The organism is uncultured Xanthomonas sp. (genome assembly GCF_964278005.1).
In the GTDB taxonomy this organism is placed as follows: domain Bacteria; phylum Pseudomonadota; class Gammaproteobacteria; order Xanthomonadales; family Xanthomonadaceae; genus Xanthomonas_A; species Xanthomonas_A sontii.
The window spans coordinates 181,122-204,707 of record NZ_CAXYKF010000015.1 but is presented as its reverse complement, the minus strand read 5'-3'; the positions used below and the strand labels follow the sequence as shown (position 1 = coordinate 204,707).

At 69.4% G+C, this 23,586-nt stretch carries 24 protein-coding genes; 13 read left to right on the top strand and 11 right to left on the bottom strand.

The window, feature by feature from the left end:
• Nucleotides 1-20 precede the first annotated feature (20 nt).
• The 4 genes from ACHWVH_RS09385 to ACHWVH_RS09370 all read right to left on the bottom strand — a co-directional run bounded on the left by ACHWVH_RS09385 (nucleotide 21) and on the right by ACHWVH_RS09370 (nucleotide 3,415).
• On the bottom strand, nucleotides 21-698 hold the full coding sequence (locus ACHWVH_RS09385; protein ID WP_152239865.1) for a glutathione S-transferase family protein: 678 nt from the start codon (nucleotides 696-698) through the stop codon (nucleotides 21-23).
• Nucleotides 699-735: 37 nt separating this feature from the next.
• A complete protein-coding gene (locus tag ACHWVH_RS09380; protein WP_267100476.1) occupies nucleotides 736-1,275 on the bottom strand; it encodes a GNAT family N-acetyltransferase in 540 nt (179 codons plus the stop codon).
• 48 nt (nucleotides 1,276-1,323) lie between these two features.
• Nucleotides 1,324-2,499 (bottom strand): acyl-CoA dehydrogenase family protein, encoded by a 1,176-nt coding sequence (locus tag ACHWVH_RS09375; protein ID WP_193314218.1) that lies wholly within the window; start codon nucleotides 2,497-2,499, stop codon nucleotides 1,324-1,326.
• A gap of 100 nt (nucleotides 2,500-2,599) precedes the next feature.
• Complete coding sequence (locus tag ACHWVH_RS09370) at nucleotides 2,600-3,415, bottom strand: glycine zipper 2TM domain-containing protein (RefSeq protein ID WP_152235813.1); 816 nt, start codon at nucleotides 3,413-3,415, stop codon at nucleotides 2,600-2,602.
• 173 nt (nucleotides 3,416-3,588) lie between these two features.
• Between ACHWVH_RS09370 and ACHWVH_RS09365 the strand changes: the two genes are divergently transcribed.
• From ACHWVH_RS09365 to ACHWVH_RS09355, 3 genes are all read left to right on the top strand, one after another.
• Nucleotides 3,589-3,825: a DUF6116 family protein gene (locus tag ACHWVH_RS09365; protein WP_017912800.1), complete on the top strand. Its 237-nt coding sequence runs from the start codon at nucleotides 3,589-3,591 to the stop codon at nucleotides 3,823-3,825.
• A 6-nt stretch (nucleotides 3,826-3,831) separates the two neighbouring features.
• Entirely contained in the window at nucleotides 3,832-4,626 is a 795-nt protein-coding gene (locus ACHWVH_RS09360) for a TatD family hydrolase (RefSeq protein ID WP_267085533.1), read from the top strand.
• Between the two features lie 473 nt (nucleotides 4,627-5,099).
• Nucleotides 5,100-6,536 (top strand): bifunctional diguanylate cyclase/phosphodiesterase, encoded by a 1,437-nt coding sequence (locus tag ACHWVH_RS09355; RefSeq protein WP_152239860.1) that lies wholly within the window; start codon nucleotides 5,100-5,102, stop codon nucleotides 6,534-6,536.
• On the opposite strand, the gene ACHWVH_RS09350 is transcribed toward ACHWVH_RS09355, so the two are convergent.
• The gene (locus ACHWVH_RS09350; protein ID WP_017912803.1) at nucleotides 6,533-7,345 is read right to left on the bottom strand and encodes a ThiF family adenylyltransferase; all 813 of its coding nucleotides are present in this window, start codon (nucleotides 7,343-7,345) and stop codon (nucleotides 6,533-6,535) included. The genes ACHWVH_RS09355 and ACHWVH_RS09350 overlap by 4 nt on opposite strands.
• Nucleotides 7,346-7,484: 139 nt before the next feature.
• On the opposite strand from ACHWVH_RS09350, the gene ACHWVH_RS09345 reads away from it, so the two are divergent.
• Together ACHWVH_RS09345 and ACHWVH_RS09340 are read left to right on the top strand one after the other, a co-directional pair.
• Nucleotides 7,485-7,919 carry a hypothetical protein gene (locus ACHWVH_RS09345; protein ID WP_320740470.1) on the top strand — a complete coding sequence of 145 codons (435 nt, stop codon included), beginning with the start codon at nucleotides 7,485-7,487 and terminating at the stop codon, nucleotides 7,917-7,919.
• Between the two features lie 251 nt (nucleotides 7,920-8,170).
• Nucleotides 8,171-8,653 carry a glycine zipper 2TM domain-containing protein gene (locus tag ACHWVH_RS09340; protein ID WP_017912805.1) on the top strand — a complete coding sequence of 161 codons (483 nt, stop codon included), beginning with the start codon at nucleotides 8,171-8,173 and terminating at the stop codon, nucleotides 8,651-8,653.
• Between the two features lie 85 nt (nucleotides 8,654-8,738).
• Here ACHWVH_RS09340 and ACHWVH_RS09335 read toward each other — a convergent pair whose 3' ends face one another.
• Nucleotides 8,739-8,957: a cold-shock protein gene (locus tag ACHWVH_RS09335; RefSeq protein WP_017909030.1), complete on the bottom strand. Its 219-nt coding sequence runs from the start codon at nucleotides 8,955-8,957 to the stop codon at nucleotides 8,739-8,741.
• Between the two features lie 239 nt (nucleotides 8,958-9,196).
• On the opposite strand from ACHWVH_RS09335, the gene ACHWVH_RS09330 reads away from it, so the two are divergent.
• Complete coding sequence (locus ACHWVH_RS09330) at nucleotides 9,197-9,682, top strand: DUF456 domain-containing protein (protein ID WP_295926051.1); 486 nt, start codon at nucleotides 9,197-9,199, stop codon at nucleotides 9,680-9,682.
• 142 nt (nucleotides 9,683-9,824) lie between these two features.
• Nucleotides 9,825-10,976: a phospholipase A gene (locus tag ACHWVH_RS09325; RefSeq protein ID WP_267092414.1), complete on the top strand. Its 1,152-nt coding sequence runs from the start codon at nucleotides 9,825-9,827 to the stop codon at nucleotides 10,974-10,976.
• A 58-nt stretch (nucleotides 10,977-11,034) separates the two neighbouring features.
• On the opposite strand, the gene ACHWVH_RS09320 is transcribed toward ACHWVH_RS09325, so the two are convergent.
• The 4 genes from ACHWVH_RS09320 to ACHWVH_RS09305 form a co-directional block, all read right to left on the bottom strand.
• Nucleotides 11,035-13,089 carry a TonB-dependent copper receptor gene (locus ACHWVH_RS09320; protein ID WP_394687038.1) on the bottom strand — a complete coding sequence of 685 codons (2,055 nt, stop codon included), beginning with the start codon at nucleotides 13,087-13,089 and terminating at the stop codon, nucleotides 11,035-11,037.
• A gap of 35 nt (nucleotides 13,090-13,124) precedes the next feature.
• The gene (locus tag ACHWVH_RS09315) at nucleotides 13,125-13,538 is read right to left on the bottom strand and encodes a DUF2946 family protein (RefSeq protein ID WP_150411191.1); all 414 of its coding nucleotides are present in this window, start codon (nucleotides 13,536-13,538) and stop codon (nucleotides 13,125-13,127) included.
• Nucleotides 13,539-13,897: 359 nt separating this feature from the next.
• On the bottom strand, nucleotides 13,898-14,533 hold the full coding sequence (locus ACHWVH_RS09310; protein WP_295926040.1) for a glutathione S-transferase family protein: 636 nt from the start codon (nucleotides 14,531-14,533) through the stop codon (nucleotides 13,898-13,900).
• 109 nt (nucleotides 14,534-14,642) lie between these two features.
• Nucleotides 14,643-16,163, bottom strand: a complete 1,521-nt coding sequence (locus tag ACHWVH_RS09305) for a fumarate hydratase (protein WP_394687037.1) — start codon at nucleotides 16,161-16,163, stop codon at nucleotides 14,643-14,645.
• 101 nt (nucleotides 16,164-16,264) lie between these two features.
• Here ACHWVH_RS09305 and ACHWVH_RS09300 point away from each other — a divergent pair, with 101 nt between their 5' ends.
• The 6 genes from ACHWVH_RS09300 to ACHWVH_RS09275 all read left to right on the top strand — a co-directional run bounded on the left by ACHWVH_RS09300 (nucleotide 16,265) and on the right by ACHWVH_RS09275 (nucleotide 22,554).
• On the top strand, nucleotides 16,265-17,146 hold the full coding sequence (locus tag ACHWVH_RS09300) for an RNA polymerase sigma-70 factor (protein WP_394687036.1): 882 nt from the start codon (nucleotides 16,265-16,267) through the stop codon (nucleotides 17,144-17,146).
• A gap of 84 nt (nucleotides 17,147-17,230) precedes the next feature.
• The gene (locus ACHWVH_RS09295) at nucleotides 17,231-17,671 is read left to right on the top strand and encodes a carboxymuconolactone decarboxylase family protein (protein WP_152243349.1); all 441 of its coding nucleotides are present in this window, start codon (nucleotides 17,231-17,233) and stop codon (nucleotides 17,669-17,671) included.
• A 252-nt stretch (nucleotides 17,672-17,923) separates the two neighbouring features.
• Entirely contained in the window at nucleotides 17,924-18,826 is a 903-nt protein-coding gene (locus ACHWVH_RS09290; RefSeq protein ID WP_152237124.1) for a dimethylarginine dimethylaminohydrolase family protein, read from the top strand.
• A gap of 535 nt (nucleotides 18,827-19,361) precedes the next feature.
• On the top strand, nucleotides 19,362-21,245 hold the full coding sequence (locus ACHWVH_RS09285) for an ABC transporter ATP-binding protein (protein ID WP_295926029.1): 1,884 nt from the start codon (nucleotides 19,362-19,364) through the stop codon (nucleotides 21,243-21,245).
• 27 nt (nucleotides 21,246-21,272) lie between these two features.
• Nucleotides 21,273-21,671 carry a hypothetical protein gene (locus tag ACHWVH_RS09280; RefSeq protein WP_295926027.1) on the top strand — a complete coding sequence of 133 codons (399 nt, stop codon included), beginning with the start codon at nucleotides 21,273-21,275 and terminating at the stop codon, nucleotides 21,669-21,671.
• Nucleotides 21,672-21,774: 103 nt separating this feature from the next.
• Nucleotides 21,775-22,554, top strand: coding sequence for a ferredoxin--NADP reductase (locus ACHWVH_RS09275; protein WP_026143480.1), 780 nt, complete (start codon nucleotides 21,775-21,777; stop codon nucleotides 22,552-22,554).
• Nucleotides 22,555-22,804: 250 nt separating this feature from the next.
• On the opposite strand, the gene ACHWVH_RS09270 is transcribed toward ACHWVH_RS09275, so the two are convergent.
• On the bottom strand, nucleotides 22,805-23,296 hold the full coding sequence (locus ACHWVH_RS09270) for a glutathione peroxidase (protein ID WP_295910686.1): 492 nt from the start codon (nucleotides 23,294-23,296) through the stop codon (nucleotides 22,805-22,807).
• Nucleotides 23,297-23,586: the final 290 nt, after the last annotated feature.

Below are 23,586 nucleotides of genomic sequence, written 5' to 3'. Positions count from 1 at the left end.
TAGCTGCCGGCGCGCGGCAGTCAGGTGAACGCCGTTGACGTCCCGGTCTGCGCCAGGCGTGCCTGCACGTCCTCCGGCAGCGGCGGCAGCGCCACGAAACCCGGCGTCGCGCGCACCCGCTGCAGCCAGTCGCACAGTGCCGGATACTGGGTCAGCGCGATGCCGGCATCGCCGGCGCAATGCGTATAGGCGAACAACGCGATATCGGCGATGCCGTAGGCCGGCCCGGTGAACCAGGCCTGCGCCTGCAGATGCTGCTCCATCACCGCCAGCGCCCGCGTCGCGCCCTCGCGCAGGCGCGGCAGTTCGGCACGGCGCGGCGAGTCGGGCGGCGTCCAGCCGCAGACGAAACGCGCCACCGCCACGTAGGGTTCGTGGCTGTACTGCTCGAAGAACAGCCAGCTCAGCGCCTGCGCGCGCTGCCAGGGATCGGCGGGCAGATACCCGGTGCCCTCGGCCAACCAGCACAGGATGGCGTTGGATTCGGCCAGCACGCGCCCATCCTCGCGTTCCAGCAACGGCACCTTGCCGTTGGGATTCTTGGCCAGGAACGCCGGGGTGCGGGTCTGGCCGTTGGCGCTGTCGACCTCGACCCAGCGGTAGCCGCAGCCGAGCTGGTCCAGCAACAGCCGCACCTTGTAGCAATTGCCGGACAGCGCCATGCCGTACACGGTCAGGGGAAAACGTTCGGATGCCATGCGCCGCTCCTGTGTCGAATGCCGCCGTCGTCGTGGCTCAGCCCCGCGCCTGCCACTGCGCGCGCGACTGCCCCCACACTTCCACGTCTAATGCCTGCAGCGGCTCGGGCAGGCGGTCCTGGCGCAGGTAGCGCGAGCCTAGCTTGGCCGCCACCGCCTTGGAGTTGGCGTTGTCCGGCACGATGGTGTGGATCACCTCGGCCCAGCCCAATTGCGCGAACGCCCAGCCGATCGACGCCGCGGCCGCCTCCGGCGCATAGCCCTGGCCCCAGAACGCGCGGGCGATGCCCCAGCCGACCTCCGGACCCGGCCAGCCGTACGGCTGCCAGGGACCGACCCGGCCGATCCACTGCCCGCTACGCTTCTCGATCACCGAGAACATCGCAAATCCCTGCAACTGCCAGCTGCCGACCAGCGAGGTCAGGCTGCGCCAGACCACCGATGGCGCCTGCACGCCGCCAAGGTGATGCATGGTCTCGGCGTCGGCGGAAAAGGCGCAGAACGCCGCGAAATCCTCGGCAGTGGGCGGGCGCAGCACCAGGCGCTCGGTTTCCACGCGCACATCGAAGACGCTCATCGTCGGTTCTCCTTTGAACAGGCCCGCGGCCGGCCGCGGGCGATGGCTTCAAAACGCATTGATGCCGGTCAGTTCGCGACCGACCACCAGTTGGTGCACGGTCTCGGTGCCCTCGTAGGTGATCACCGATTCCAGGTTCAGCGCATGCCGGATCGCACCGTAGTCGGTGGTGATGCCGGCTCCGCCGAGCAGGTCGCGGCATTCGCGGGCGATGTCCAGGGCCATGCGCACGTTGTTCCACTTGGCCAGCGACACCTGCGCCGGCTGCAGCGTGCCGGCGTCCTTGAGCCGGCCCAGTTGCAGCGCCAGCAACTGCGCGCTGGCGATGCGCCGTGCCATGTCGGCCAGCTTGATCTGCGCGCTCTGCGTCGCCGCCAGCGGCCGCCCGAACAGCATGCGCTCGCCGGCATAGGCCAGCGCCTCGCGCAGGCAGGCGATGGCCGCGCCGATCGCGCCCCAGCTGATGCCGTAGCGGGCCTGGGTCAGGCAGGCCAGCGGACCCTTCAGACCGCGCACGCCGGGCAGGCGCTGGCTGTCGGGCAGGCGCACATCGTCGAAGAACAGCGCCGAGGTCACCGAGGCACGCAGGCTCATCTTGTGCGCGATGTCCTGGGTGCCGAAGCCCGGGGTACCGGCCTCGACCAGGAAACCCTGGATGCCGTCGTCGGTCTGCGCCCACACGATCGCCACGTCGGCGATGCTGCCGTTGGTGATCCACATCTTGCTGCCGCTCAGGCGCCAACCATCGCCGTCGCGGACCGCACGGGTCTGCATCGCCGCCGGGTCGGAGCCGCCCTGGGACTCGGTCAGGCCGAAACAGCCGATCGCCGTGCCGGCGGCCATCGCCGGCAACCAGCGCTGGCGTTGCGCGTCGCTGCCATAGGCATGGATCGGGTACATGCACAGCGAGGACTGCACACTGACAAAACTGCGCAGGCCGCTGTCGCCGCGCTCCAGTTCCTGACAGATCAGGCCGTAGCAGACCGCGTTGAGGCCGCCACCGCCCTGCCCGGCCGGCAGGCTGGCGCCGAGCAGCCCCAGTTGCGCCAGTTCCGGCACCAGTTCGCGCGGGAACCGCGCCTGGTCGAAGGCGTCGCCGATCACCGGCAGCACTTTCGCATCGACGAAGCGCGCCACCGCCTGCTGGATCGCGCGCTCCTCCTCGCTGAGCAGCGCGGCTACGTTGAACAGGTCGTCGCAAGGCAGGGGCATGGCGGCATCCACGGCGAAAACCGCATTGTATCGGTCCCGCCCGCGCCGCCGCCCGCAGATAGACGAAGGCCGGCGCACGCGCCGGCCTTCGGAGGTGCAACCGCGCTGCGACTCAGCGCTGGCTGACGGCGACGTCGCCGGCCGAGGCGGTCTGGGTGACCAGGCGGCCGTCCAGCACCGGCAGGCGGTCGCTGTTCGGGCGGTCGTCCATGCGCACGGTCTTTTCCTGGCCGTCGTAACGGTAGGTCACGTCATAGCCCTTGACCACGTCCTGCGTGCCCATGGCGATGCGGCTGCCCGGCTTGCTGTCCATGCGCATGGTGCCGGTGGTGCCGTCGTCGTTGCGGTAGGTCACGTTGTAGCCGGTGATGGTCGAGGACTGCGCGGTGCTGTTCTCGGTGTGGCACTGGCGCTCGGTACGGTCGACCACGCGGCCGCCGACGTGGTTCTGGTCGATGCGGTTGCCGATGAAGCCACCGGCCACCGCGCCGGCCGCAGTCGCGGCCTTGCGGCCGTTGCCATGGCCGATCTGGTTGCCGAGCAGGCCGCCGACCACCGCACCGACCACGGTGCCGCCGACATTGCCGTCGCGCTCGGGCAGGCGCTCCTGTACCACCACGTCGTTGCACACCTGGCGCGGCGTGGTGGTGGTGGAGGTCTGGCGCAGCGGCTCGGTGCCGATCACCTCGGCGTAGCGCTGCTGCTTCTGGGTAATCGGGTCGACCCGGACCACGTCGGCGTACTCGAGCTTGCCGCCGACGCTGTTGTCCATCGCGCTGTCGCCGCGGGTATTGTCCAGGGCCGGGCGCACGTCGCTGCTGGCGACGTCCACCGGTTTGTCACGATTGTTCATGAAGGCCGCGGTGGCGACGCCGCCGACCAGCAAGGCGCCAGCCGCGACCAGAACGGTTGTCGTAGTGCTTTTCATGTGTGCTCTCCTGCGGGCTGACCGCGTTGTCTACGGTGCTGTGATTACCATGCCGAAGCTGAACCGATCCGCTCCCTATTCAGTAACGCGGCGTACACGCGACTGGTAACGCCCCCGGAACGTCGCCATATCAAAGCTGTTAGCGTTTCCACCGCTGCCCCGGAGCACCTGACATGCCCAACCCGATCGTCTATCCGCTGCTGCGCTGGGCGGGCAAATTGCGCTACCCGACGCTGTTCAAGATCACCGCCGGGCTGTTCGTGCTGAGCGTGCTGCTGCCCGATCCGGTGCCCTTCATCGACGAGATCGTGTTCGGCCTGGGCACCCTGCTGCTGGCCAACTGGAAGACCCGCACCCCGGCGCCGGCCACCGAGCCGCTGAACTCGACCGCGCAACGCGTGCGCCGCTGAGCGCCGATGCCGTTGATCGACAGCCACTGCCACCTGGACGCGGAAGAGTTCGATCCGGACCGCGACGCGGTGATCGCGCGCGCGCAGGCGGCGGGCGTGCAGGCGCAGGTGGTGCCGGCGGTGACCGCGGCGTCCTGGGCGAAGCTGCGTGCGGTCTGCGCGGCCGCGCCCGGCCTGTATCCGGCGTATGGCCTGCATCCGCTGTTTCTGGCCGAGCACCGGCCCGAGCACCTGGCCTTGCTCGGCGAGTGGATCGAACGCGAGCGTCCCTGCGCGATCGGCGAATGCGGCCTGGACTTCTTCGTCGAAGGCTTGGACGAAGCCGACCAGCAGCGCTACTTCGCCGGCCAGCTGCAACTGGCACGAGAGTTCGACCTGCCGGTGATCGTGCATGCGCGGCGCGCGGTGGACGCGGTGATCCTGGCGATCCGCAAGGTCGGGCGCCTGCGTGGCGTGGTGCACAGTTTCGCCGGCAGCGCCGAGCAGGCGGCACAGTTGCAGTCGCTGGATTTCCTGATCGGCCTGGGCGGGCCTGTCACCTACGCACGGGCGCAGCGCCTGCGCCGGCTCGCCGCCACGGTGCCGTTGCAACAACTGCTGCTGGAAACCGATGCGCCGGACCAGCCCGATGCCGCGATCCGCGGCCAGCGCAACGAACCGGCACGGCTGCGCACGGTGCTGGACACCATCGCCGAGCTGCGCGACGCACCTGCCGCCTCCATCGCCGCGCAGACCACGGCCAACGCGCAGCGCTTGTTCGGCCTGCCCGACGTGCTTCCCGACACAGCCGCGCCGGGCTGACGCAGGACTGTCCCGCAGACACAGCGCACACCGCTCGCCGGCGTGGTTGCGCCCCGCGCAAGCGCCGCTCGGCACACCGGCACACCAGTCAACGCGCAGCTCCACGCTGCAGCGATCCGCGCGAACGTCGCTTGCCGCGCATCTTTCGTACGAAACTGTGAACTGGGCTACCGGATCACGGTCTTTCGACAGGGTCTCCGCCTGCTGGCTTCTGCTACTGTGCACCGCGCTGAACGGCGAGCGGATCTTTTGTCCGCCAGGCACCGGAGTGTGAACCCGTTCGCTCTCAGCACAAGGCTCGGCGGCCGGCTCGATGGCACGCGTTCTGGCAGATCGGATCATCCTGGCGTGAAACAACCGGCAAGCCGTATCCCCTACCCGCTTCTCCACAGCGCGCGGCGCACGCGTGCGATCGCCTCCTCAGCGGCCGCCCCGGCGCGAGCAGAGCCATCGCGCATGCGAGCGCCACGACGATGAAAAGCGCCGCGAGTTCGGAGAAACACGTCTCCAACGGCGAAAGCTGGGTCTCCCTGAAATTCCGCGACAGCAATCGCAGCCGCAAGATGCGCAGCACCCTGACCCTGGCCGGGGTCTCGTGCACCACGCTCGGCGCCTTGTGGACCGTGTGCTACCTGTACTACGGCCGGCCGGAACTGGCGCTCGCCTTCGTCGGGCTCACGGCGGTCGGCCTGCTCGCGCTGTGCCGCCGCCGCCATTGCGACGAGGCCTCGTTGTCGCTGGTGGCGCATGGCGTGTTCGTGGTGGTGCTGGTGATCTCGATCATCGATGCGCCGATCGGTACGGTGCCGCGCTCGGTGCACACCTTCTTCCTGCCGCTGGCGGCCGGCGCGCTGTTCGTGTTCGACCGCAGCCGCCGCTACCGCGCGCTGGTGTTCCCGCTGGCATGCCTGGGCGCCTTCGTCGCGTTCGGTTCGGGCGAACTGGACTGGCTGGCGCCGGCGTCCTCGCCACCGCCGGGGATGCGCCGGCTCGGCGCGATCTCCAACATGGCCTGCGCGGCCGGCCTGCTCGCGGCGATCCTGCACATCTACCGCAACGACGTGAACGCGCGCATTTCGCTGGAGCGGGAACTGGCGCGCGCAGTCGGCAATGGCGAGATCGAGGTGCTGTACCAGCCGCAGGTGAGCGCGAACGGCAGCATGCTCGGCGCCGAGGCGCTGGTGCGCTGGCGCCATCCCAGCGGCAAGCTGCTGACCCCGGACAAGTTCATCCCGCTGGCCGAAGAGAGCCAGCTGATTCGGGACGTGGGACTGGAAGTGCTGCGCCAGGCCTGCAGCACGCTGCGGCGCTGGTCGCACGAGCAGGATCTGCGTGCGCTGGTGGTCGCGGTGAACGTCAGCCCGGTGCAGTTGCTCGATCCCAACTTCGTGGCGTCGGTGAAGCAGGTGATCACCAGCGAGGGCGTGGCGCCGGCGTCGCTGGAATTCGAGCTGACCGAATCGGCGCTGTACGTGGATACCGCCGGGGTGCGCGCCAAGATGCACGAACTCAAGGCGTTCGGCATCGGCTGGGCGCTGGACGATTTCGGCACCGGCTTCTCGTCGCTGGCCATGCTCAGGACGCTGCCGGTCACCAAGCTCAAGATCGACCGGCAGTTCGTCAACGACGCCAAGGCCGACGAGTCCTCGCGGCGCCTGCTGGCCAAGATCGTGGAGATCTCGGAGGTGATGGGCATGGTCGCGCTGGCCGAAGGCATCGAGGATGCGCAGCAGTGCGAGATGCTTTCGGCCATGGGTTGCCGGCACTTCCAGGGCTTCCTGTTCGGCCGGCCGCAGCCGGCGCACGACCTGGAACGGCTGGCCTTCCTGCAGGCCGGCACCGAGCGCAACCTGATGAGCGGCGCGGCCACGCGCGCCCCGGACGCGCCGCCGCCGTCCAGCGCGCGCTAGGCGGCCGCCGCCTCGCGCGCCACCGCGCGCTTCAACAGCATCTCCAGCGCCTTGCCGACCGCGGCGAAGGCGAACGCACCGGTGATGTGGGTGGCCGCGCCCAGCCCGGCGCCGCAGTCCAGGTTCAAGGCCGCATCCGGCCCCAGCACAGGACGCAGTCCGCAGACGCTGCCATCGGCCTGCGGATAGCGCACGTTCTCCAGCGAGTACACCGCCGGCACGCCGAAATAGCGCTGCGGGTTCTTGGGGAAATTGAATTCGCTGCGCAGCTTCTTGCGGATCAGCGCCAGCATGGCGTCGTGCTCGGTGCGCGACACGTCGCGGATCCGCACCAGGGTCGGATCGGTGCGCCCGCCGGCCGAGCCCACGGTCAGCAGCGGCAGCTTGCGCCGCCGGCACCAGGCGATGGTCTCGACCTTGACCCGAAAGCTGTCGCAGGCATCGATCACCAGGTCGAAGCCGGCATCGAGCAAGTCGGCGATGTTGGTCGGGGTGAGGAAGGCCTCGACCGCCACCGCCTCGATCTGCGGATTGATCGCCACGCAGCGCTCGGCCATCGCCACCGCCTTGTTGCGCCCGTACTGACCGGCCAGTGCCGGCAGTTGCCGGTTGGTGTTGGACACGCAGATGTCGTCGGCGTCGATCAGGGTCAGATGCCCGACGGCCGAGCGCGCCAGCGCCTCGACCACCCACGAGCCGACCCCGCCCATGCCCACCACCGCCACCCGGCACTGCGCCAGCCGCGCGATCGTGCCTTGCCCGTAGAGCCGGTCGATGCCGGCGAAGCGTTCGCGCCATTGTTCGTTCATCCGCGCATTTTAGGGGATTGCCTGGGGAGCCGGGATTGGGGACTGGGGACTGGGGATTCGCGGCGTGGCTTGGCGGCCCGCGCGCGACGCGTCGCCGCAGGCGTACCATCGGCACTCCATCCCGCTGCGCATGCCTGCCATGGCCAAGCCGCCCTCATCCCCGCCCGCCTCCACCTCACGCTATCTGTTCGTGCTGCTGGCCGGCCTGTTGCTCGGCCTGGTGCTGACGGTGATGGCGCTGCGCGCGGTGCAGGCGCGGCAGGATCCGTTCCCGCGCAGCCTGATGCAGGTGATGGGCAAGCAACTGGCGCTGCTCGAACGCGACACCGCGCACCGGCAATGCAGCGGCGCGGGTCCGCAGGCGCGGCTGCGCACGCTGCGCCTGCTCGGCGACGAACTGGGCACGGCGTTTCCCGACCTGGCCGACGACAGCCGCTTCCGCGAGCACGCCGATGCGCTGCGCGCCGGTGTGGACGCGGCGCTGGCACAGCCGCCGACCGACTGCGCCGCGCTGGCGCAGGCGCGCCAGCAGATCGACGAACGCTGCGACGCCTGCCACCGCGATTTCCGCTGAGCGTTCGCTGAGAGCGGCGCCGAGCTTGCTGCAGGGGTTTCGCTGACGGACCGACGCAGGCCTCGCTGCGCTGTCGGCGTGGCTTCAGCGCACATGTGCCAGTGCGCGTATCGATGAATTGCCGCTGACGCAAGCCGGCGCGAGGCTGAACGGCACCTGCCAGGGTTGGCGTTTCATTCACGCAGGGGTGGACAGGATGCGTGCGAACGCGGCGCTGCCGCCGCGCTCCATCACTGTCGAGGAGAGCACCCATGAAGATTCAACTGATGGCCACCGCTGCCGTGGCGACCCTGGCGCTGGCAGGCTGCGCCACGTCCCCGGGCTATGGCGGCGGTTACGGCGGCGGCTACAGCCAGCCGGCGCGCGGCGGTTACACGCAGACCCGCTGCGCCGACTGCGGCATCGTCACCCGCATCGACACCGTACCGTCCGGCCGCACCGCGCCGTCGGCCACGGGCGCGATCCTGGGCGGCATCGTCGGCGCGGTCGCCGGCCACGAGATTTCCGACCACACCGGCGGCAGCAAGGGCAACCAGAACGTGTCGGCGGTGGCCGGCGCGGCGGCTGGCGCGCTGGCCGGCAACCAGATCCAGAAGAACGTCACCAGCGACACCTACGACGTGCATGTGCAGATGGACGACGGCCGGGTGATCGTGGTCAACCAGCGCGACCTGGCCGGGGTGCGCGAGAACACCTACGTGCGCGTGGTCAACGGGCGCGTCGTGCCGCGCTGATCGGCCTCGGCGAGCTGCCCCGAAACGCAAAAAGGCCCGCAGCGCGGGCCTTTTTGCTGCGCGCGGCGCCGCGCGCGACAGCGCCTCAGAGCGGCTGCACCGCGTCGGCCTGCAGGCCCTTCTGGCCCTGCACCACGGTGAAGCTGACCTTCTGGCCTTCCTTCAGGCTCTTGAAGCCCTGGGTCTGGATCGCCCGGAAGTGCACGAACACGTCCTCGCCGTTTTCGCGGCTGATGAAACCGAAACCCTTGGCATCGTTGAACCACTTCACGGTGCCGTTTTCGCGATTGCCAGTGCCGTTCATGATCGACTTACTCCTTGGAACACGTCTCAGGGGTGGGTACGCCGTGGGGTGCGGCGGCTGGTTGCAAGGAGGAAGCGAGGTATAACGATGTAGCGGATCGGTGGATCTACCGCATCAGGCCACGATTCACGGTGACCTTTGCAAACGCAGCGGCTGCAACTTACCCCGGTCAAAATGAAAATGCAATCAGCAAAAAGACCCCATCTGTCAACCCCCAAATCTCCCCCGCGGTGAGCCACGTGGACCCTGCGTTCATCTATTACGTCTGTGCCGGTCTCCTGGTTCTGGTCGGGCTGGCAGGGGTGCTGCTGCCGGCCCTGCCCGGCACGCCGCTGATGTTCGCCGGGATGCTGCTGGCGGCCTGGGCCGACGGCTTCCAGCGGCTGGGCTGGCCGACGCTGACCGTGCTGGGCGTGCTCACCGCGCTGTCGCTGCTGGTCGACCTGCTGGCCACCGCGTTCGGCGCGCAGCGCGTCGGCGCCAGCCGCAAGGCGCTGTGGGGATCGGTGCTGGGCGGGATCGCCGGCATGTTCTTCATGCCGATCGGGCTGTTCGTCGGCCCCTTCGTCGGCGCCCTGGTCGGGGAGTACTGGCACGGCCGCGAGCTGCGCCAGGCGACCCGCGTCGGCGTCGGCACCTGGCTGGGCATCGTCCTGGGTACCGCCGCCAAGCTCGGCCTGGCGCTGGCGATGCTCGCGGTGTTCGCGATGGCCTGGCTGCTCTGACGCAGTACGCCTGAAGCCGGCGTCGCGGCGGCAGCATGAACGTGTGATGACCCTGTTGTCGTCGCTTCCTGTATTTTCCCTGCCGGCCATTCACCCCGGCAGCGCACCACCCGCCCGCGCCGCCCGTTGCAGCGAGAACCGCATGTCCCATCGTCAGGTCCGTCCCCTGTTGCTGCTGTCGATCGCGGCCGTGCCGCTTGCGCACGCGCAGGAAGTCCTGCCCACCCCCGCCTCGCCGGAAGCCTGCGTGGCGATTTCCAGCGACGCCGCCCGCCTGGCCTGCTACGACCAGGCGTTGTCGCGCCGCACCGCCGATCCGCAGGCCGCCGATGCCGCGGCAAAGGCTGCCAGCGAACGCCAGAAGCAACAGCTGGACGCCAGCGTGCCGGAAGACGCCGGCGTCGCCGAGCGCACCCGCCAGCGCGCCGCCGCGATCTTCAAGCAGGACCGCTACGACAGCACCATCGCCAATGCCGGCAAGGGCTCGCTGCTGGACAGCCGCTGGGAACTGGCCAAGGACTCCAAGCTGGGCACCTTCCAGCTGCGCGCCTACAAGCCGGTGTACCTGCTGCCGGCGTTCTGGACCAGCAAGAAGAACGAGCTGCCGTCCTCGCCGAACCCGGTCAACACGGTGACCACCGCCGAGCCGCTGGACAGCGTGGAGGCGAAGTTCCAGCTGAGCTTCAAGACCAAGATCGTGGAGAACATCTTCGGCGACAACGGCGACCTGTGGGGCGCCTATACCCAGAGCTCGCGCTGGCAGGTGTACAACTCCGAGCAGTCGCGGCCGTTCCGCGAGACCAACTACGAGCCGGAACTGATGCTGGTGTTCCGCAACAACTACAGCCTGTTCGGCTGGAAGGGACGGATGACCGGCATCCAACTGACCCACCAGTCCAACGGCCGCAGCGATCCGCTGTCGCGCAGCTGGAACCGGGCGATGCTCAACATCGGCCTGGACCGCGACAACTGGGCGCTGGTGCTGCGCCCCTGGTACCGCATCCCGGAGAGCCGCAAGCAGGACAACAATCCGGACATCGAGGACTACATGGGCCGCGGCGACGCGACCCTGATCTACAACCGCAACGGCCACGAGGTGGCGCTGATGGCACGGCATTCGCTGCGCGGCGGCGACCGCTCGCACGGCGCGGTGCAGCTGGACTGGGGCTTCCCGATCAGCAATCTGCTGCGCGGCCATGTGCAGGTGTTCGACGGCTATGGCGAGAGCATGATCGACTACAACCACCGCGCCACCTACGTCGGCGTCGGCATCTCGCTGCTGGAATGGTTCTGATCGGCCACGGCTGAGCGGCGCACGCGACGCCCGCCTGGGCGTCGCGTGCGCCGGTCGCTCAGAACCGGTAGTTGCCCTTCAGCCACAGGTTGCGGCCCGGTTCGGCGATACGCACCGGGTCGGCCGGGAAGCCGAAATCGGCGCTGCCGGCCAGGTTGAGATGTTCGCTGTAGCGGCGGTCGAACACGTTGTCGATGCCGGCGCTCAGCCGCAGCCCCTCACTGACCCGGTAGCCGCCGCTCACCCCCAGCGTGGCGAAACCGGCGCTGCGGCCGAGGTCGCGGCCAACCACGTTGCCTTGGTCCAACGCCACCCGCCCCTGCCGCGCCACCGCGCGCAGCAACGCCCCGGCCGACCAGCGCTGCCCTTCCCACTCCAGTCGGAGCCGCGATTCCAGCGGCGGCATCTGCGGCAAGGGCGTGCCGTCGCTGCGGTTCTCGCCCCAGGCGTAGGCCAGCGTGCCGCCGAGAGTCAGGCCGTGCAACGGCTGCCAATCCAGTCCCGCCTCGGCGCCGGCGATGCGGGCATCGACATTGTCGACGCGGGTGGTGGTGCCCATCATGCCGCCGTCGGCATAGGTAAAGAGGATGAAGTCCTGCACCCGCCCGGCGTAGGCGGAGACCCAACCCTGCACGGTCGCGCTGCGGTACTGCAGGCCGAGATCGAGCTGGGTGGTGCGTTCCGGGCGCAGCCCGGCGAAGGCGTTGGCCGCGCCCATCGGGCCCATGTCGGCAGAGAACAGCTCCCAGTAGTCCGGCATGCGTGCGCTGCGGCCCAGGCCGGCATACCAGACGGTGTCGGCCGAGAGGTTGCGCTCCACGCGCAGGAAGCCGCTGCCCAGGTCTTCGCTGCGCGTCTGCCCGGCGGTGGGATTGGGCATGCCCATCATGCCGATGCTGCGCCGGGTGTCCTCGACCTGCGCGCGATCCAGGCGCAGGCCGGCGATCCAGCGCTGCGCCGTGCCGGCGCCGAAGGTCGCCTCGGCGAAGGCGCCGAGATTGTCGAACCGCGCGTCGGTGCGCCACGGCACGGTCCGGTATGCGCCCTCGCCGCTGGCGCTGCGGTCGCGGTGGCGGCTTTGCTGGGTGTCGACGCCGGCCTGGACCACGACCTGCTCCCAGCGCCACTCCGATTCCACGCGCCCGCCGCTGGTGCGCCGGTCCACGTTGGCGGCCATCGGCATCGGCATCGCCGACTGCGGGTTGGGCCGGCGCAACGTGTAGTTGTCCATGACGTGGTCGGCGTCGTTGACGTAGGCGTTGGCGCGCAGCGCTTCCCAGGCGCCGGGCAGGTCGGTGCGCTCGAAACGCGCGGCGTAGCTGGTGCGACGGAACTGGGTGCCGTCCATGCTGCGCCCGGCATAGCGGGCCAGGCCGTCGCCGCTGCCGGCGGAGAGTTCCAGCACGGTGTCCGGGTCCGGAGTCCAGCCGACCGCGGCGTCGGCATTCCACTTGCGCCAGCGCGACGGCACCACTGCGCCGTCGCCATCGCGGTAGTCGCCGGACTCGGAGCGGTTGGCGTCCACGCGGGCGTAGCCGCTGCGGTTGCCGCCGCGCAGGTCCAGGTTCTGGTCGTTGCGGTTCCAGGACCCGACCAGCGCGCTGGCCTCGCCCTCCAGCGTCGGCGCCGCGTAATGCGGGGTGTCGCGCTCGAAGCGCACGGTGCCGGCGGAGGCGCCGGGCCCCCAGCGCACGGTCTGCGGGCCCTTGACGATGGTGAGCCGGTCGAAGGTCTCCGGCGCGATGTAGGACAAGGCGTTGTCCATCCGCGCCGGGCACGCGCCGACCAGGGTGCCGTCGTTGCTGAGCACGTTGAGCCGCGAGCCGAACATGCCGCGCAGCACCGGATCGCCGTTGGTGCCGCCGTTGCGGATCGCGGCGAAGCCCGGCACGGTCTTCAGATAGTCGGCACCGTCGCTGGCCGGCACCGGCTGCCGCGGCAGCTTCGGATCGACTGTCCAGGTCAGCGGCGCGACCGGCGCGGTGGCGGTCACCTGCATCCGGTCGAGGGTGGTGGCATCGGGCGCCTCGGCATGGCCGGAAGCGGGAAACAGAGTGGCAAGAATGCAGCACGACAACGCCGCCCGCGCGGGCGACGGCAGGAACTGAGGCATGAGGTGAACTCCAGAAAAGAACGGCGCCGGCGCGCCTAGCGCACCGGAAACAGGAGAGCGTTCTGGAGATTCGGTGGCGGCCCGCGTGCGCCGTGCGCACGCCAGCGCACGGCGGCATGGACGCGATGGCGCAGCGGCGTCGCGGCCCTTGGCGCCGGCAAGGCCGCAGCCAGCAGCAGGACGATCGCCAGCCACGGCAACAGCCGTGCGGCGAGCAGGCAGTAATCGCAGGCGGCATGCGCCGGGCCATGGTCGCGCTGTGCGCCCGACACCTCGTGGTGATCGGCGTGGATCGCGTGCGCGGCACCGTGTTCCGGTGGCAGTTCCGGCATCGCCTGCAACCCGGCCGTCGTGCACATCGGCACCGACAGGCTTGCGGTCTCCAGCAGCCGGCTGGCCACCGGCGCGACCACCAGCAACAGCGCGGCCAGCAAGGCGGGCCAGCGCATCAGGCGGCGCAGTCGGGCGGGAGCACGGAGGACGGACACCGCATCATTCTAGGCGGCCGCGTCGGCAGCGGGTCAGCCGCAGTGGCGGGTGCGACAACGTGACGCAGGAGGGGGCGCCGCATGCTGCGCGGCGACGCGCGACGCCTCTTGCGCGCGGTGAATCACGTGAGCGGTCAGCGCACGTGCTTGTGAATCAGCGCTTTGCTGATTCGGCTCTCATGTCGAAGACCAGAAAAAACGGACGAGCGGAGTCTCAACGAACCTATCTTCGTTGTCCGGAGAAAGCTGCCGCGCCCCGATAGCCGACGCCCCACGACATAGCCACCGTTGCTTCCGAAACCACGCTTCCGCGCCATACCTCACGCCCAGTCGGTAATGCCTTCCCGCCGATAGGTCTCGTGGAACGCCGGGCGCGCCTTCATCCGCTCGGCCAGCGCCTTGAGCGCCGGCCAGCTGTCGGTGGGCCGCGGCATGTTGCGCGACCAGCGCATCAGCATGACCAGCACGAAGTCGGCGGCGCTGCAGTGCTCGCCGAGCAGATACGGGCCGCCCTGCTCCAGGTGGGTCGCCACCTCGTCCCAGGCCTTTTCCAGGAACGCGCGGGCACTGGCGCGCACGCGCTCGGCATTGTCGGCACCGGCCGGTTCGTCGGGATAGAACCAGTCGCGGTAGACCGGCATCAGAGTGTAGGCGCCGAACAGCATCCAGCGGTAATAGGCCGCGCGTTCATGGGTGCCGGGCGGCGGCGCCAGGCCGGCGTGCGGATAGAGGTCGGCCAGGTGCATGGCGATGGCGACCGATTCGGTCAGCACCTGCCCGTCCAGCACCAGGGTCGGTACCCGCCCCTGCGGGTTGAGCGCCAGGTACTCGGGGCTCTTCTGCTCCTGGCGGTCGAAATCGAGCATGCGCAGTTCGAAATCGACCTGCAGTTCGATCAGCAACCAGTGCACGACGAACGAGGCGGTACTGGGCGAACCGTAAAGCACGATGGACACGACGCTTTCCCCGGAGACGGAACCAGCGCCGATTATTGCCGCGGCGCCGGCGCACCGCCAGCGCCGCGCAGAACGCCGGCGACTTCGCCGGCGTTCGCGCTGCGGCCGATCAGGCCTCGACCACCACCGGGATCTTGCCGATGCGCGCCTGCCACTCGCGCGGGCCGGTCTTGTGCACCGACTCGCCGCTGGCATCGACCGCCACGGTCACCGGCATGTCCTTGACCTCGAACTCGTAGATCGCCTCCATGCCCAGGTCTTCGAACGCCAGCACCTTGCTGGCCTTGATCGCCTTGGACACCAGGTAGGCGGAGCCGCCGACCGCCATCAGGTACACCGCCTTGTTGTCGCGGATCGCGGCGATCGCCGCATCGCCGCGCTCGGACTTGCCGACCATGCCCAACAGGCCGGTCTGCTCCAGCATCTGCCGGGTGAACTTGTCCATGCGCGTGGCGGTGGTGGGGCCGGCCGGGCCGACCACTTCGTCGCGCACCGGATCGACCGGGCCGACGTAGTAGATGAAGCGGTTGGTGAAGTCCACCGGCAGCGTCTCGCCGCGGTTGAGCATGTCGATCATGCGCTTGTGCGCGGCGTCGCGGCCGGTGAGCAGCTTGCCGTTGAGCAGGATCGTCTCGCCCGGCTTGAAGCTGGCCACTTCCTCGCGGGTGATGGTGTCCAGGTTCACCCGGCGCGCATTGGTCGGGTTGTAGGTCAGCTTGGGCCAGTCTTCCAGCGATGGCGGCTCCAGCATCACCGCGCCGCTGCCGTCCAGGTTGAAGTGCGCATGGCGGGTCGCCGCGCAATTGGGGATCAGCGCCACCGGCAGGTTGGCGGCGTGGGTCGGATAGTCCTTGACCTTGATGTCCAGCACCGTGGTCAGGCCGCCCAGGCCCTGCGCGCCGATGCCCAGCGCGTTGACCTTCTCGTACAGCTCCAGGCGCAGTTCCTCGGCGCGGTTGGACGCGCCGCGGGCCTGCAGGTCGACGATGTCGATCGGCTCCATCAGCGCTTCCTTGGCCAGCAGCATCGCCTTCTCGGCGGTGCCGCCGATGCCGATGCCGAGCATGCCCGGCGGGCACCAGCCGGCGCCCATGGTCGGCACGGTCTTGAGCACCCAGTCGACGATGGAGTCGGAGGGATTGAGCATGGCGAACTTGCTCTTGGCCTCCGAGCCGCCGCCCTTGGCCGCGACGATGACGTCGACGGTGTCGCCGGGGACGACCTTCACGTTGACCACCGCCGGGGTGTTGTCCTTGGTGTTCTGGCGCTTGCCGGCCGGGTCGGCCAGTACCGAAGCACGCAGCTTGTTGTCCTGATGGTTGTAGGCGCGGCGCACGCCCTCGTTGACCATGTCCTCCACGCCCATGATGGCGTCGTCCCAGCGCACGTTCATGCCGATCTCGAGGAACACGGTGACGATGCCGGTGTCCTGGCAGATCGGCCGGTGGCCTTCGGCGCACATGCGCGAATTGATCAGGATCTGCGCGATGGCGTCCTTGGCCGCCGGCGACTGCTCGCGCTCGTAGGCCGCGGACAGGTTCTTGATGTAGTCGACCGGGTGGTAGTAGCTGATGTACTGCAGCGCGTCGGCGACGGACTGGATGAGGTCTTCCTGCTTGATCGAGGTCACGGCTGGCTCTGCGGCTGGCGGGGGGAAACCCGCCCATTTTAGGGCAAAGTGGCGGCCCCGCCCGCTGTCACGCCAGCACGCCCTGTTCCGTCCTGGTCGTCATGACCCACGATCCGACCTTCGAATCCCACCGCCCCCGGCTGTTCGGCCTGGCCTACCGCCTGCTCGGCAGCCGCGCCGACGCCGAGGACACCGTGCAGGACGCCTGGCTGCGCTGGCAGGCCAGCGACCGCAGCACGATCCGCGACCCCGAGGCCTGGCTGGTGACCGCCACCACCCGGCTCGGCCTGGACCGCCTGCGCGCGGCGCGCAGCGCCCGCGTCCACTACGTCGGCCCGTGGCTGCCCGAGCCGCTGGAGATCGCCGACGACGCCGACCCGGCCGAGCGCCATGACCGCGCCGAGCAGGTGTCGCTGGCGTTCCTGGCATTGCTGGAGCGGCTGAACCCGCACGAGCGCGCGGCGTTCCTGCTGAAGGAAGCGTTCGACTACGACTACGCGCAGATCGGCCGCACCCTGGAGCGCAGCGAGGCCGGCTGCCGGCAACTGGTGCATCGGGCGCGCGAACGGCTCGGCCAGGGCCAGGCGCGCTTCGCGGTCACGCCCGAACGCCACCGCCAGCTGCTGGAGCGCTTCCTGCACGCCTCGCAGCGCGGCGACCGCGCCGCCATCGCCGCCTTGCTGCACGCCGACGCGCAGTTGCGCTCCGACGGCGGTGGCAAGGTCACCGCCAGCCTGCGCCCCCTGCACGGCGCCGAGCGCATCGGCCGGCTGTACTGGGCCGTGGCGCGGCGCGGCCTGGGCCTGCAGGCGCGGATCGGCACGGTCAACGGCGAACCGGCGATCCTGCGCTTCCTGGGGCCGCGGCTGCAGTCGGCGACGCTGCTGGTGATCGACGGCGAGCGCATCGCCGAGGTGCTGACGCTGATGAACCCGGACAAGCTGCCGGTGCCGACGGCGCGACCTGCAGCCAGCCGTGACTGACCTGCGCCGGCGCTGTCACGCCGCGACGCACCGCCGCGTCCTGGAGGGGAAGGCGGCCATGGTGGCCGCCATGCGCGACCCACCATGCACTTCCATCGCATCGACTACACCCGCCACGAACCCGACGCATTCCGCGCCCTGCTCAGCGCCAGCCAGCAGGTCCACGACGGCACGCTCGGCAGTGCCCTCACCGAACTGGTGTTCCTGCGCGTCTCCCAGCTCAACGGCTGCGCCTACTGCATCGACATGCATGCCACCGCCCTGCGCAGGGCGGGCACCGAACCGCGCAAGCTCGACACCCTCGCCGCCTGGCGCGACAGCCGCTTCTTCGACGCCCGCGAGCGCGCCGCGCTGGACTGGGCCGAAGCGCTGACCACGCTGCCTGCCGGCGCGCCGCCGCAGGCCGCCTACGACGCATTGGCGGCGCAGTTCGATCCGGCCGGGATCAGTGCGCTGACCATGGCCGTGGCCGTGATCAACGCGTGGAACCGGTTGGGCGTGGGACTGCAGCCGGCGCTGCCGTAAGGGTGCTGCGCGTCGGGATTGGGGATTCGGAGGCAGGATCGCGCAACCGGCGGGATGCATAGCGCTTCCGAATCCCGAGTGCTGGCAGCTGGACGTACGGCCTACACGCCAACGCCAGGCAGCCCCCCAGCGCGCGCGGTTCTGCTTGCACGAATCCCCAATCCCGAATCCCCACTCCCGCCACCAAGACCGACATGTCCCCGCAACACGCCGCCGCTAGCGTGGCGCGCATCCCAGACGTGGAGCGCGCGCATGATCGAGAACGCCCTTGCTGTCGGCCTGGCCGACGAGACCGACCTGGCCCTCGCCTCCCCCGAACCGCAGTCCCGCGCCAGCGCCAGCTACCGCCATCGCCTGCTGATGTGCGCGCCGCAGCACTTCGCGGTGGACTACGTGATCAATCCGTGGATGGAAGGCAACGTCCACGCCGCCAGCCGCGAGCGCGCGCAGGCGCAGTGGAACGCGCTGGTGGCAGCTGCCGAGGCGGCAGGCGCCCGCGTCGACTGCATCGCTGCCGCGCCGGGCCTGCCGGACATGGTGTTCAGCGCCAACGCCGGCCTGGTGCTCGGCGACCGTTTCGTGCCCAGCCGCTTCCGCCACGCCGAACGCCGTGGCGAGGAAGCCTTGTTCGCCGCCTGGTGCCGCCAGGCCGGCCTGCGCATCTGCGAACTGCCCGAGCAGGTGTATTTCGAAGGCGCCGGCGACGCGCTGCTGGACCGCGGCGCTCGCCGGCTGTGGATGGGCCACGGCCACCGCAGCGACCTGGCCGCCGCGCACGAGCTGACCGACCTGCTGGACATCGAGGTGGTGCCGCTGCGCCTGGTCGACGCGCGCTTCTATCACCTGGACACCTGCTTCTGCCCGCTGCGCGACGGCTACCTGCTGTACTACCCGGCCGCCTTCGACGCCGACGCGCAACAGGCGATCGCCCAGCACATCCCGGCGTCGCGGCGCATCGCCGTGGGCGAGGCCGATGCCCTCGCCTTCGCCTGCAACGCGGTGGACCTGGACGACACCCTGCTGCTCAACCGCGCCTCGCCCGCGCTCTGCGCCGCTTTGGCCGCGATCGGCTACCGCGTGGTGCAGACCCCGCTGGATGAATTCCTCAAGGCCGGCGGCGCCGCCAAGTGCCTGACCTTGCGTTTGGACGAGTAGGTCGAGCGCGGCGTCATTTGATTGGCCGTTGCACTGCGCAGTGGACTTACGCTCATGGGTTCCTGTGAGTACAGGCGGTCGCGGCTGAAGCCGCTCCTGTAGAAAGCCAGCAAATCCCTGTAGGAGTGGCTTCAGCCGCGATGGGCTTTGCCGACACGTCCGGCGGGCACAGATTCTCTGCAGCAGTACCACGTCGAACGTCGGCAAGGGTTGGCGCAATAGCACGGTGCGCGGAATGGGCGAATGAGAGTACAGGCGACGCCTCGTGCACCCAACTCCGCGAGACGCTTCGCGCCGCACCCACACCCGTCTCCGGGTGGGAAAGAGGCTAGGTTGTTCCTTCTCCCCTCGGGACCATGGCCCCCTTCTTGGGGGAAGGTGCCCCGAAGGGGCGGATGAGGGTACGGGCGCAGCTTCGCACATCCAACTCCGCGAGACGCTTCGCGCCGGACCCTCACCCCAACCCCTCTCCCGGTGGGAGAGGGGCTTAATCCCCACACTCCCCGCGCACACCCGCCCCCGGCACAATGCGCCGATGGCATCTTCCTCCCCTTCTCATGGCGGCGCCCGCGCCGCGTCCCGCCCCGGCCCGAGCCTGCGCGAGCGCTTCGACGCGATGCGCAACCTGCCGCCGTTCCTGCGCCAGATCTGGCAGACCAGCCGCTGGCTGACCCTCAGCAGCATCGGCCTGCGCGTGATCCGCGCGCTGCTGCCGGTGGCCGCGCTGTACGTCGGCAAGCTGATCATCGACGAGGCCATCCACCTGGTTGGGCAATCGCCCGGGTTCGACACGCTGGGCCAGGCCCTGGCCAGCGGCCGCCTGAACCGGCTGCTGGAACTGCTGGCCCTGGAGCTGGCGCTGGCGATCGCCTCGGACCTGCTCGGGCGGCTGGTCAGCTACGCCGACACGCTGCTGTCGGAGCTGTTCAACAACACCACCAGCATGCAGTTGATGGAGCACGCCGCGCAGCTGGACCTGGAGGATTTCGAGGATCCGGAGCAGCAGGACCGGCTGGACCGCGCGCGGCGCCAGACCATGGGCCGCATGAACCTGATGAGCCAGTTGTTCGGCCAGGTGCAGGACGCGATCACCGTGGTCAGCTTCGCGGTCGGCCTGCTGGTCTACGCGCCGTGGCTCATCGCCCTGCTGGCGGTGGCGCTGGTGCCGGCCTTCATCGGCGAGGCGCACTTCAACGCGCTGGGCTACTCGCTCAACTTCCAATGGACGGCCGAACGCCGCCAGCTCGACTACCTGCGCCAGCTCGGCGCCAGCGTCGAGACCGCCAAGGAAGTGAAGATCTTCAACCTGCACAACTTCCTGATCGCGCGCTACCGCGCCCTGGCCGACCGCTACTTCCAGGCCAACCGCGCGCTGGCGCGCAAGCGCATGCTGTGGGGCACGCTGCTGGCGGCGCTGGGTACGCTGGGCTACTACTGCGCCTACGGCTACATCGCCTGGCGCACCGTGCGCGGCGACTTCAGCATCGGCGACCTGACCTTCCTGGCCGGCAGCTTCCTGCGCCTGCGGCAGTTGCTGGAAGGCCTGCTGATCGGCTTCTCGCAGGTGGCCGGGCAGGCGCTGTACCTGGACGATCTGTACTCGTTCTTCCGCATCGTCCCGGAGATCCGCACCCGCCCGGGCGCGGTACCGGTGCCGCGGCCGATCGTGCAGGGCTTCGTGTTCGAGAACGTCGGCTTTCGCTACCCGGACGCCGAACAGTGGGCGGTGCGGCACCTGGACTTCGCGCTGCGCGCCGGCGAAGTGCTGGCCCTGGTCGGCGAGAACGGCGCCGGCAAGACTACCCTGGTCAAGCTGCTGGCGCGGCTGTACGACCCGGACGAGGGCCGCATCCTGCTCGACGGGCGCGACCTGCGCGACTACGACCTGGACGACCTGCGCGCCAACCTCGGGGTGATCTTCCAGGACTTCGTGCGCTACCACTTCAGCGCCGGCGAGAACATCGGCGTCGGCCAGGTCGACGCACTGGACGACGCGCCACGGATCCGCGCCGCCGCGCAGCGGGCGATGGCCGCCGAGCTGATCGACGGCCTGCCGCAGGGTTACGCGCAGGTGATCGGGCGCCGCTTCAAGACCGGCGTGGACCTGTCCGGCGGGCAGTGGCAGAAGATCGCCATCGCCCGCGCCTACATGCGCGACGCGCAGGTGATGATCCTCGACGAGCCGACCGCCGCGCTGGACGCACGCAGCGAGTTCGAGGTGTTCCAGCGCTTCAAGGAACTGTCCGACAACCGCACCGCGGTGCTGATCTCGCACCGCTTCTCCAGCGTGCGCATGGCCGACCGCATCCTGGTCCTGGCCGACGGCCGGATCGAAGCCAGCGGCACCCACGACGAACTCATGGCGCAGGGCGGCCGCTACGCGGAACTGTTCGAACTGCAGGCCGCTGGGTATCGTTGAGCCTGGTCCGCCCCTTCCGACACCGCCATGCTCCGCACCCTGCCCTGCCTGTTCGCCGCCGCCCTCGCCGTCCCGGCGCTCGCCGCTCCCGCCGCCGACACGCCGGCACCGTCCGACTACGCCGCGGCCAAGGCCCTGGCCGACCGCGACGAGGCCGGCCTGCCGGCGTCCATGCAGGAACGCCTGCAGACCCTGCAACGCGCGGCGCTGGACGAGGGCGTGGCCAGCTGCGCCACGCCGCGCCCGGACACCTCGCCGTTCACCGTGGTCGTGCAGGTGCAGGCCGACGGCAGCGTCGGCGCCAGCTGGCGCAACGGCACCACGCCGCTGGCCCTGTGCCTGGAGCGCTTCCTGCGCCAGCGCCCGCTGCTGGCGCCGCCGCAGGCGCCGCTGTACCTGTCCTACGAGGTCTCGTTCGAGAAGTGAGCCGCAGCGCCGTGACCCGCCCCATCCTCAAATGAGAGTTGATCTCATTTGAACCGGCATGGGGTAGAATGGCCGCCGTTCCTTCCCCATCACGATCAACGGCATGTCTTCCGCTTTTGGCCCCGAAACGGTGCTCGATGTCCGCCACTGGACCGAGGACTACTTCAGCTTCACCACCACCCGCAACGACGGCTTCCGTTTCGACAACGGCCAGTTCGTGATGATCGGCCTGGAGACGGAGACGCGGCCGCTGCTGCGCGCCTACTCCATCGCCAGCGCCAACTGGGAAGAGCAACTGGAGTTCTTCAGCATCAAGGTGCCGGACGGCCCGCTGACCTCTCGCCTGCAGCACATCAAGCCCGGCGATTCGGTGCTGGTCGGCAAGAAGCCCACCGGCACCCTGCTGATCAGCGACCTGCACCCGGGCCGTCACCTGTACCTGCTGGGCACCGGCACCGGCCTGGCACCGTGGCTGTCGGTGATCAAGGATCCGGAAACCTACGAGCGCTTCGACAAGGTGATCCTCACCCACGGCGTGCGCTTCGAGAAGGATCTGGCCTACCGCGACTATTTCGAGAAGGAACTGCCGCAGCACGAGTTCCTGGGCGAGACCATCCGCGAAAAGCTGCTGTACTACCCGGCGGTGACCCGCGAGGACTTCCGCAACCGCGGCCGCCTCACCGAGTTGCTCGAAAGCGGCGAAATGCAGCGCACCCTCGGCCTGCCACCGCTGAACCCGGAACACGACCGCGCGATGATCTGCGGCAGCCCGCAGATGCTGGCCGACCTGCGCCATACCCTGGACGCCCGCGGCTTCGTCGCCTCGCCGCGCATCGGCTCGCCGGGGCATTACGTGTTCGAGCGCGCGTTCGTCGAGAAGTGACGGCGCTGCGCGTCTCCGATCATAGGAGCGGCTTCAGCCGCGACAGGCGTTACCGGTAAAGCGTCGCGGCTGAAGCCGCTCCTGCCGGATAAGCGACACGGCGGCAGGTCAAAGCGAAATAGTGGGGAGTATTTTGTGGGAGGGACTTCAGTCCCGACGCTTTTCAGCTAAACGCGTCGGGACTGAAGTCCCTCCCACAAGAGCAGGCATCCAGCATTCAAGACCACGCCGAGCGTCCTCGGCCGAATCGTTACCCCAGCGCCTGCTCGATCTCGTCGGCCAGCGCTTCCGGCTTGTCGGTCGGCGCATAACGCGCCAGCACCTGGCCGTCGCGGCCGACCAGGAACTTGCTGAAATTCCACTTGATCGCGGCGATGCCGAGCAGCCCGGATTTCTGCTGCTTGAGCCAGCGCCACAGCGGATGCGCGCCATCGCCGTTGACCTGCACCTTGGCGAACATCGGGAAATCGACGTCGTAACTGAGCGAACAGAACTGACGGATCTCCGCGGCATCGCCCGGCTCCTGATGGCCGAACTGGTCGCAGGGAAAGCCCAGCACCACCAGCCCGCGCTCGCGGTAGCGCTGCCACAGCGCCTGCAGTCCGGCGTACTGCGGGGTGAAACCGCACTTGGAGGCGACGTTGACGATCAACAGCACCTTGCCGGCGTAGTCGGCAAGCGGCTGCGCCTGCCCGTCGAGCGTGGTCGCGGTGAAGGCGTAGGCGGTGGTCGGCGTGTCCATGGATCCTCGTGGTGCGGCGCGCCGCAGCGGCGCTGGGTCGAGGCGATGCTACGCGGTGGCCGCACGCGTCGCCAGCGAACCGGGGCCGATACGCGAGGCGGCGTCGCAGAGGTGGGCGCGAACGCGCCAACGCACATCGCCAGCGCATCACCGATGCGTGGCCGCACCGGCGCCGCCACGCGCGAAAGCGCACTGCATCAAGGTTCACGCCAAATGCCGCAAAGCCTTGCGAAACAAGCGTCGATGCTGCAGCGCTCCCATGGCTTTCGTCACGGGTCACGCCTGCCGGC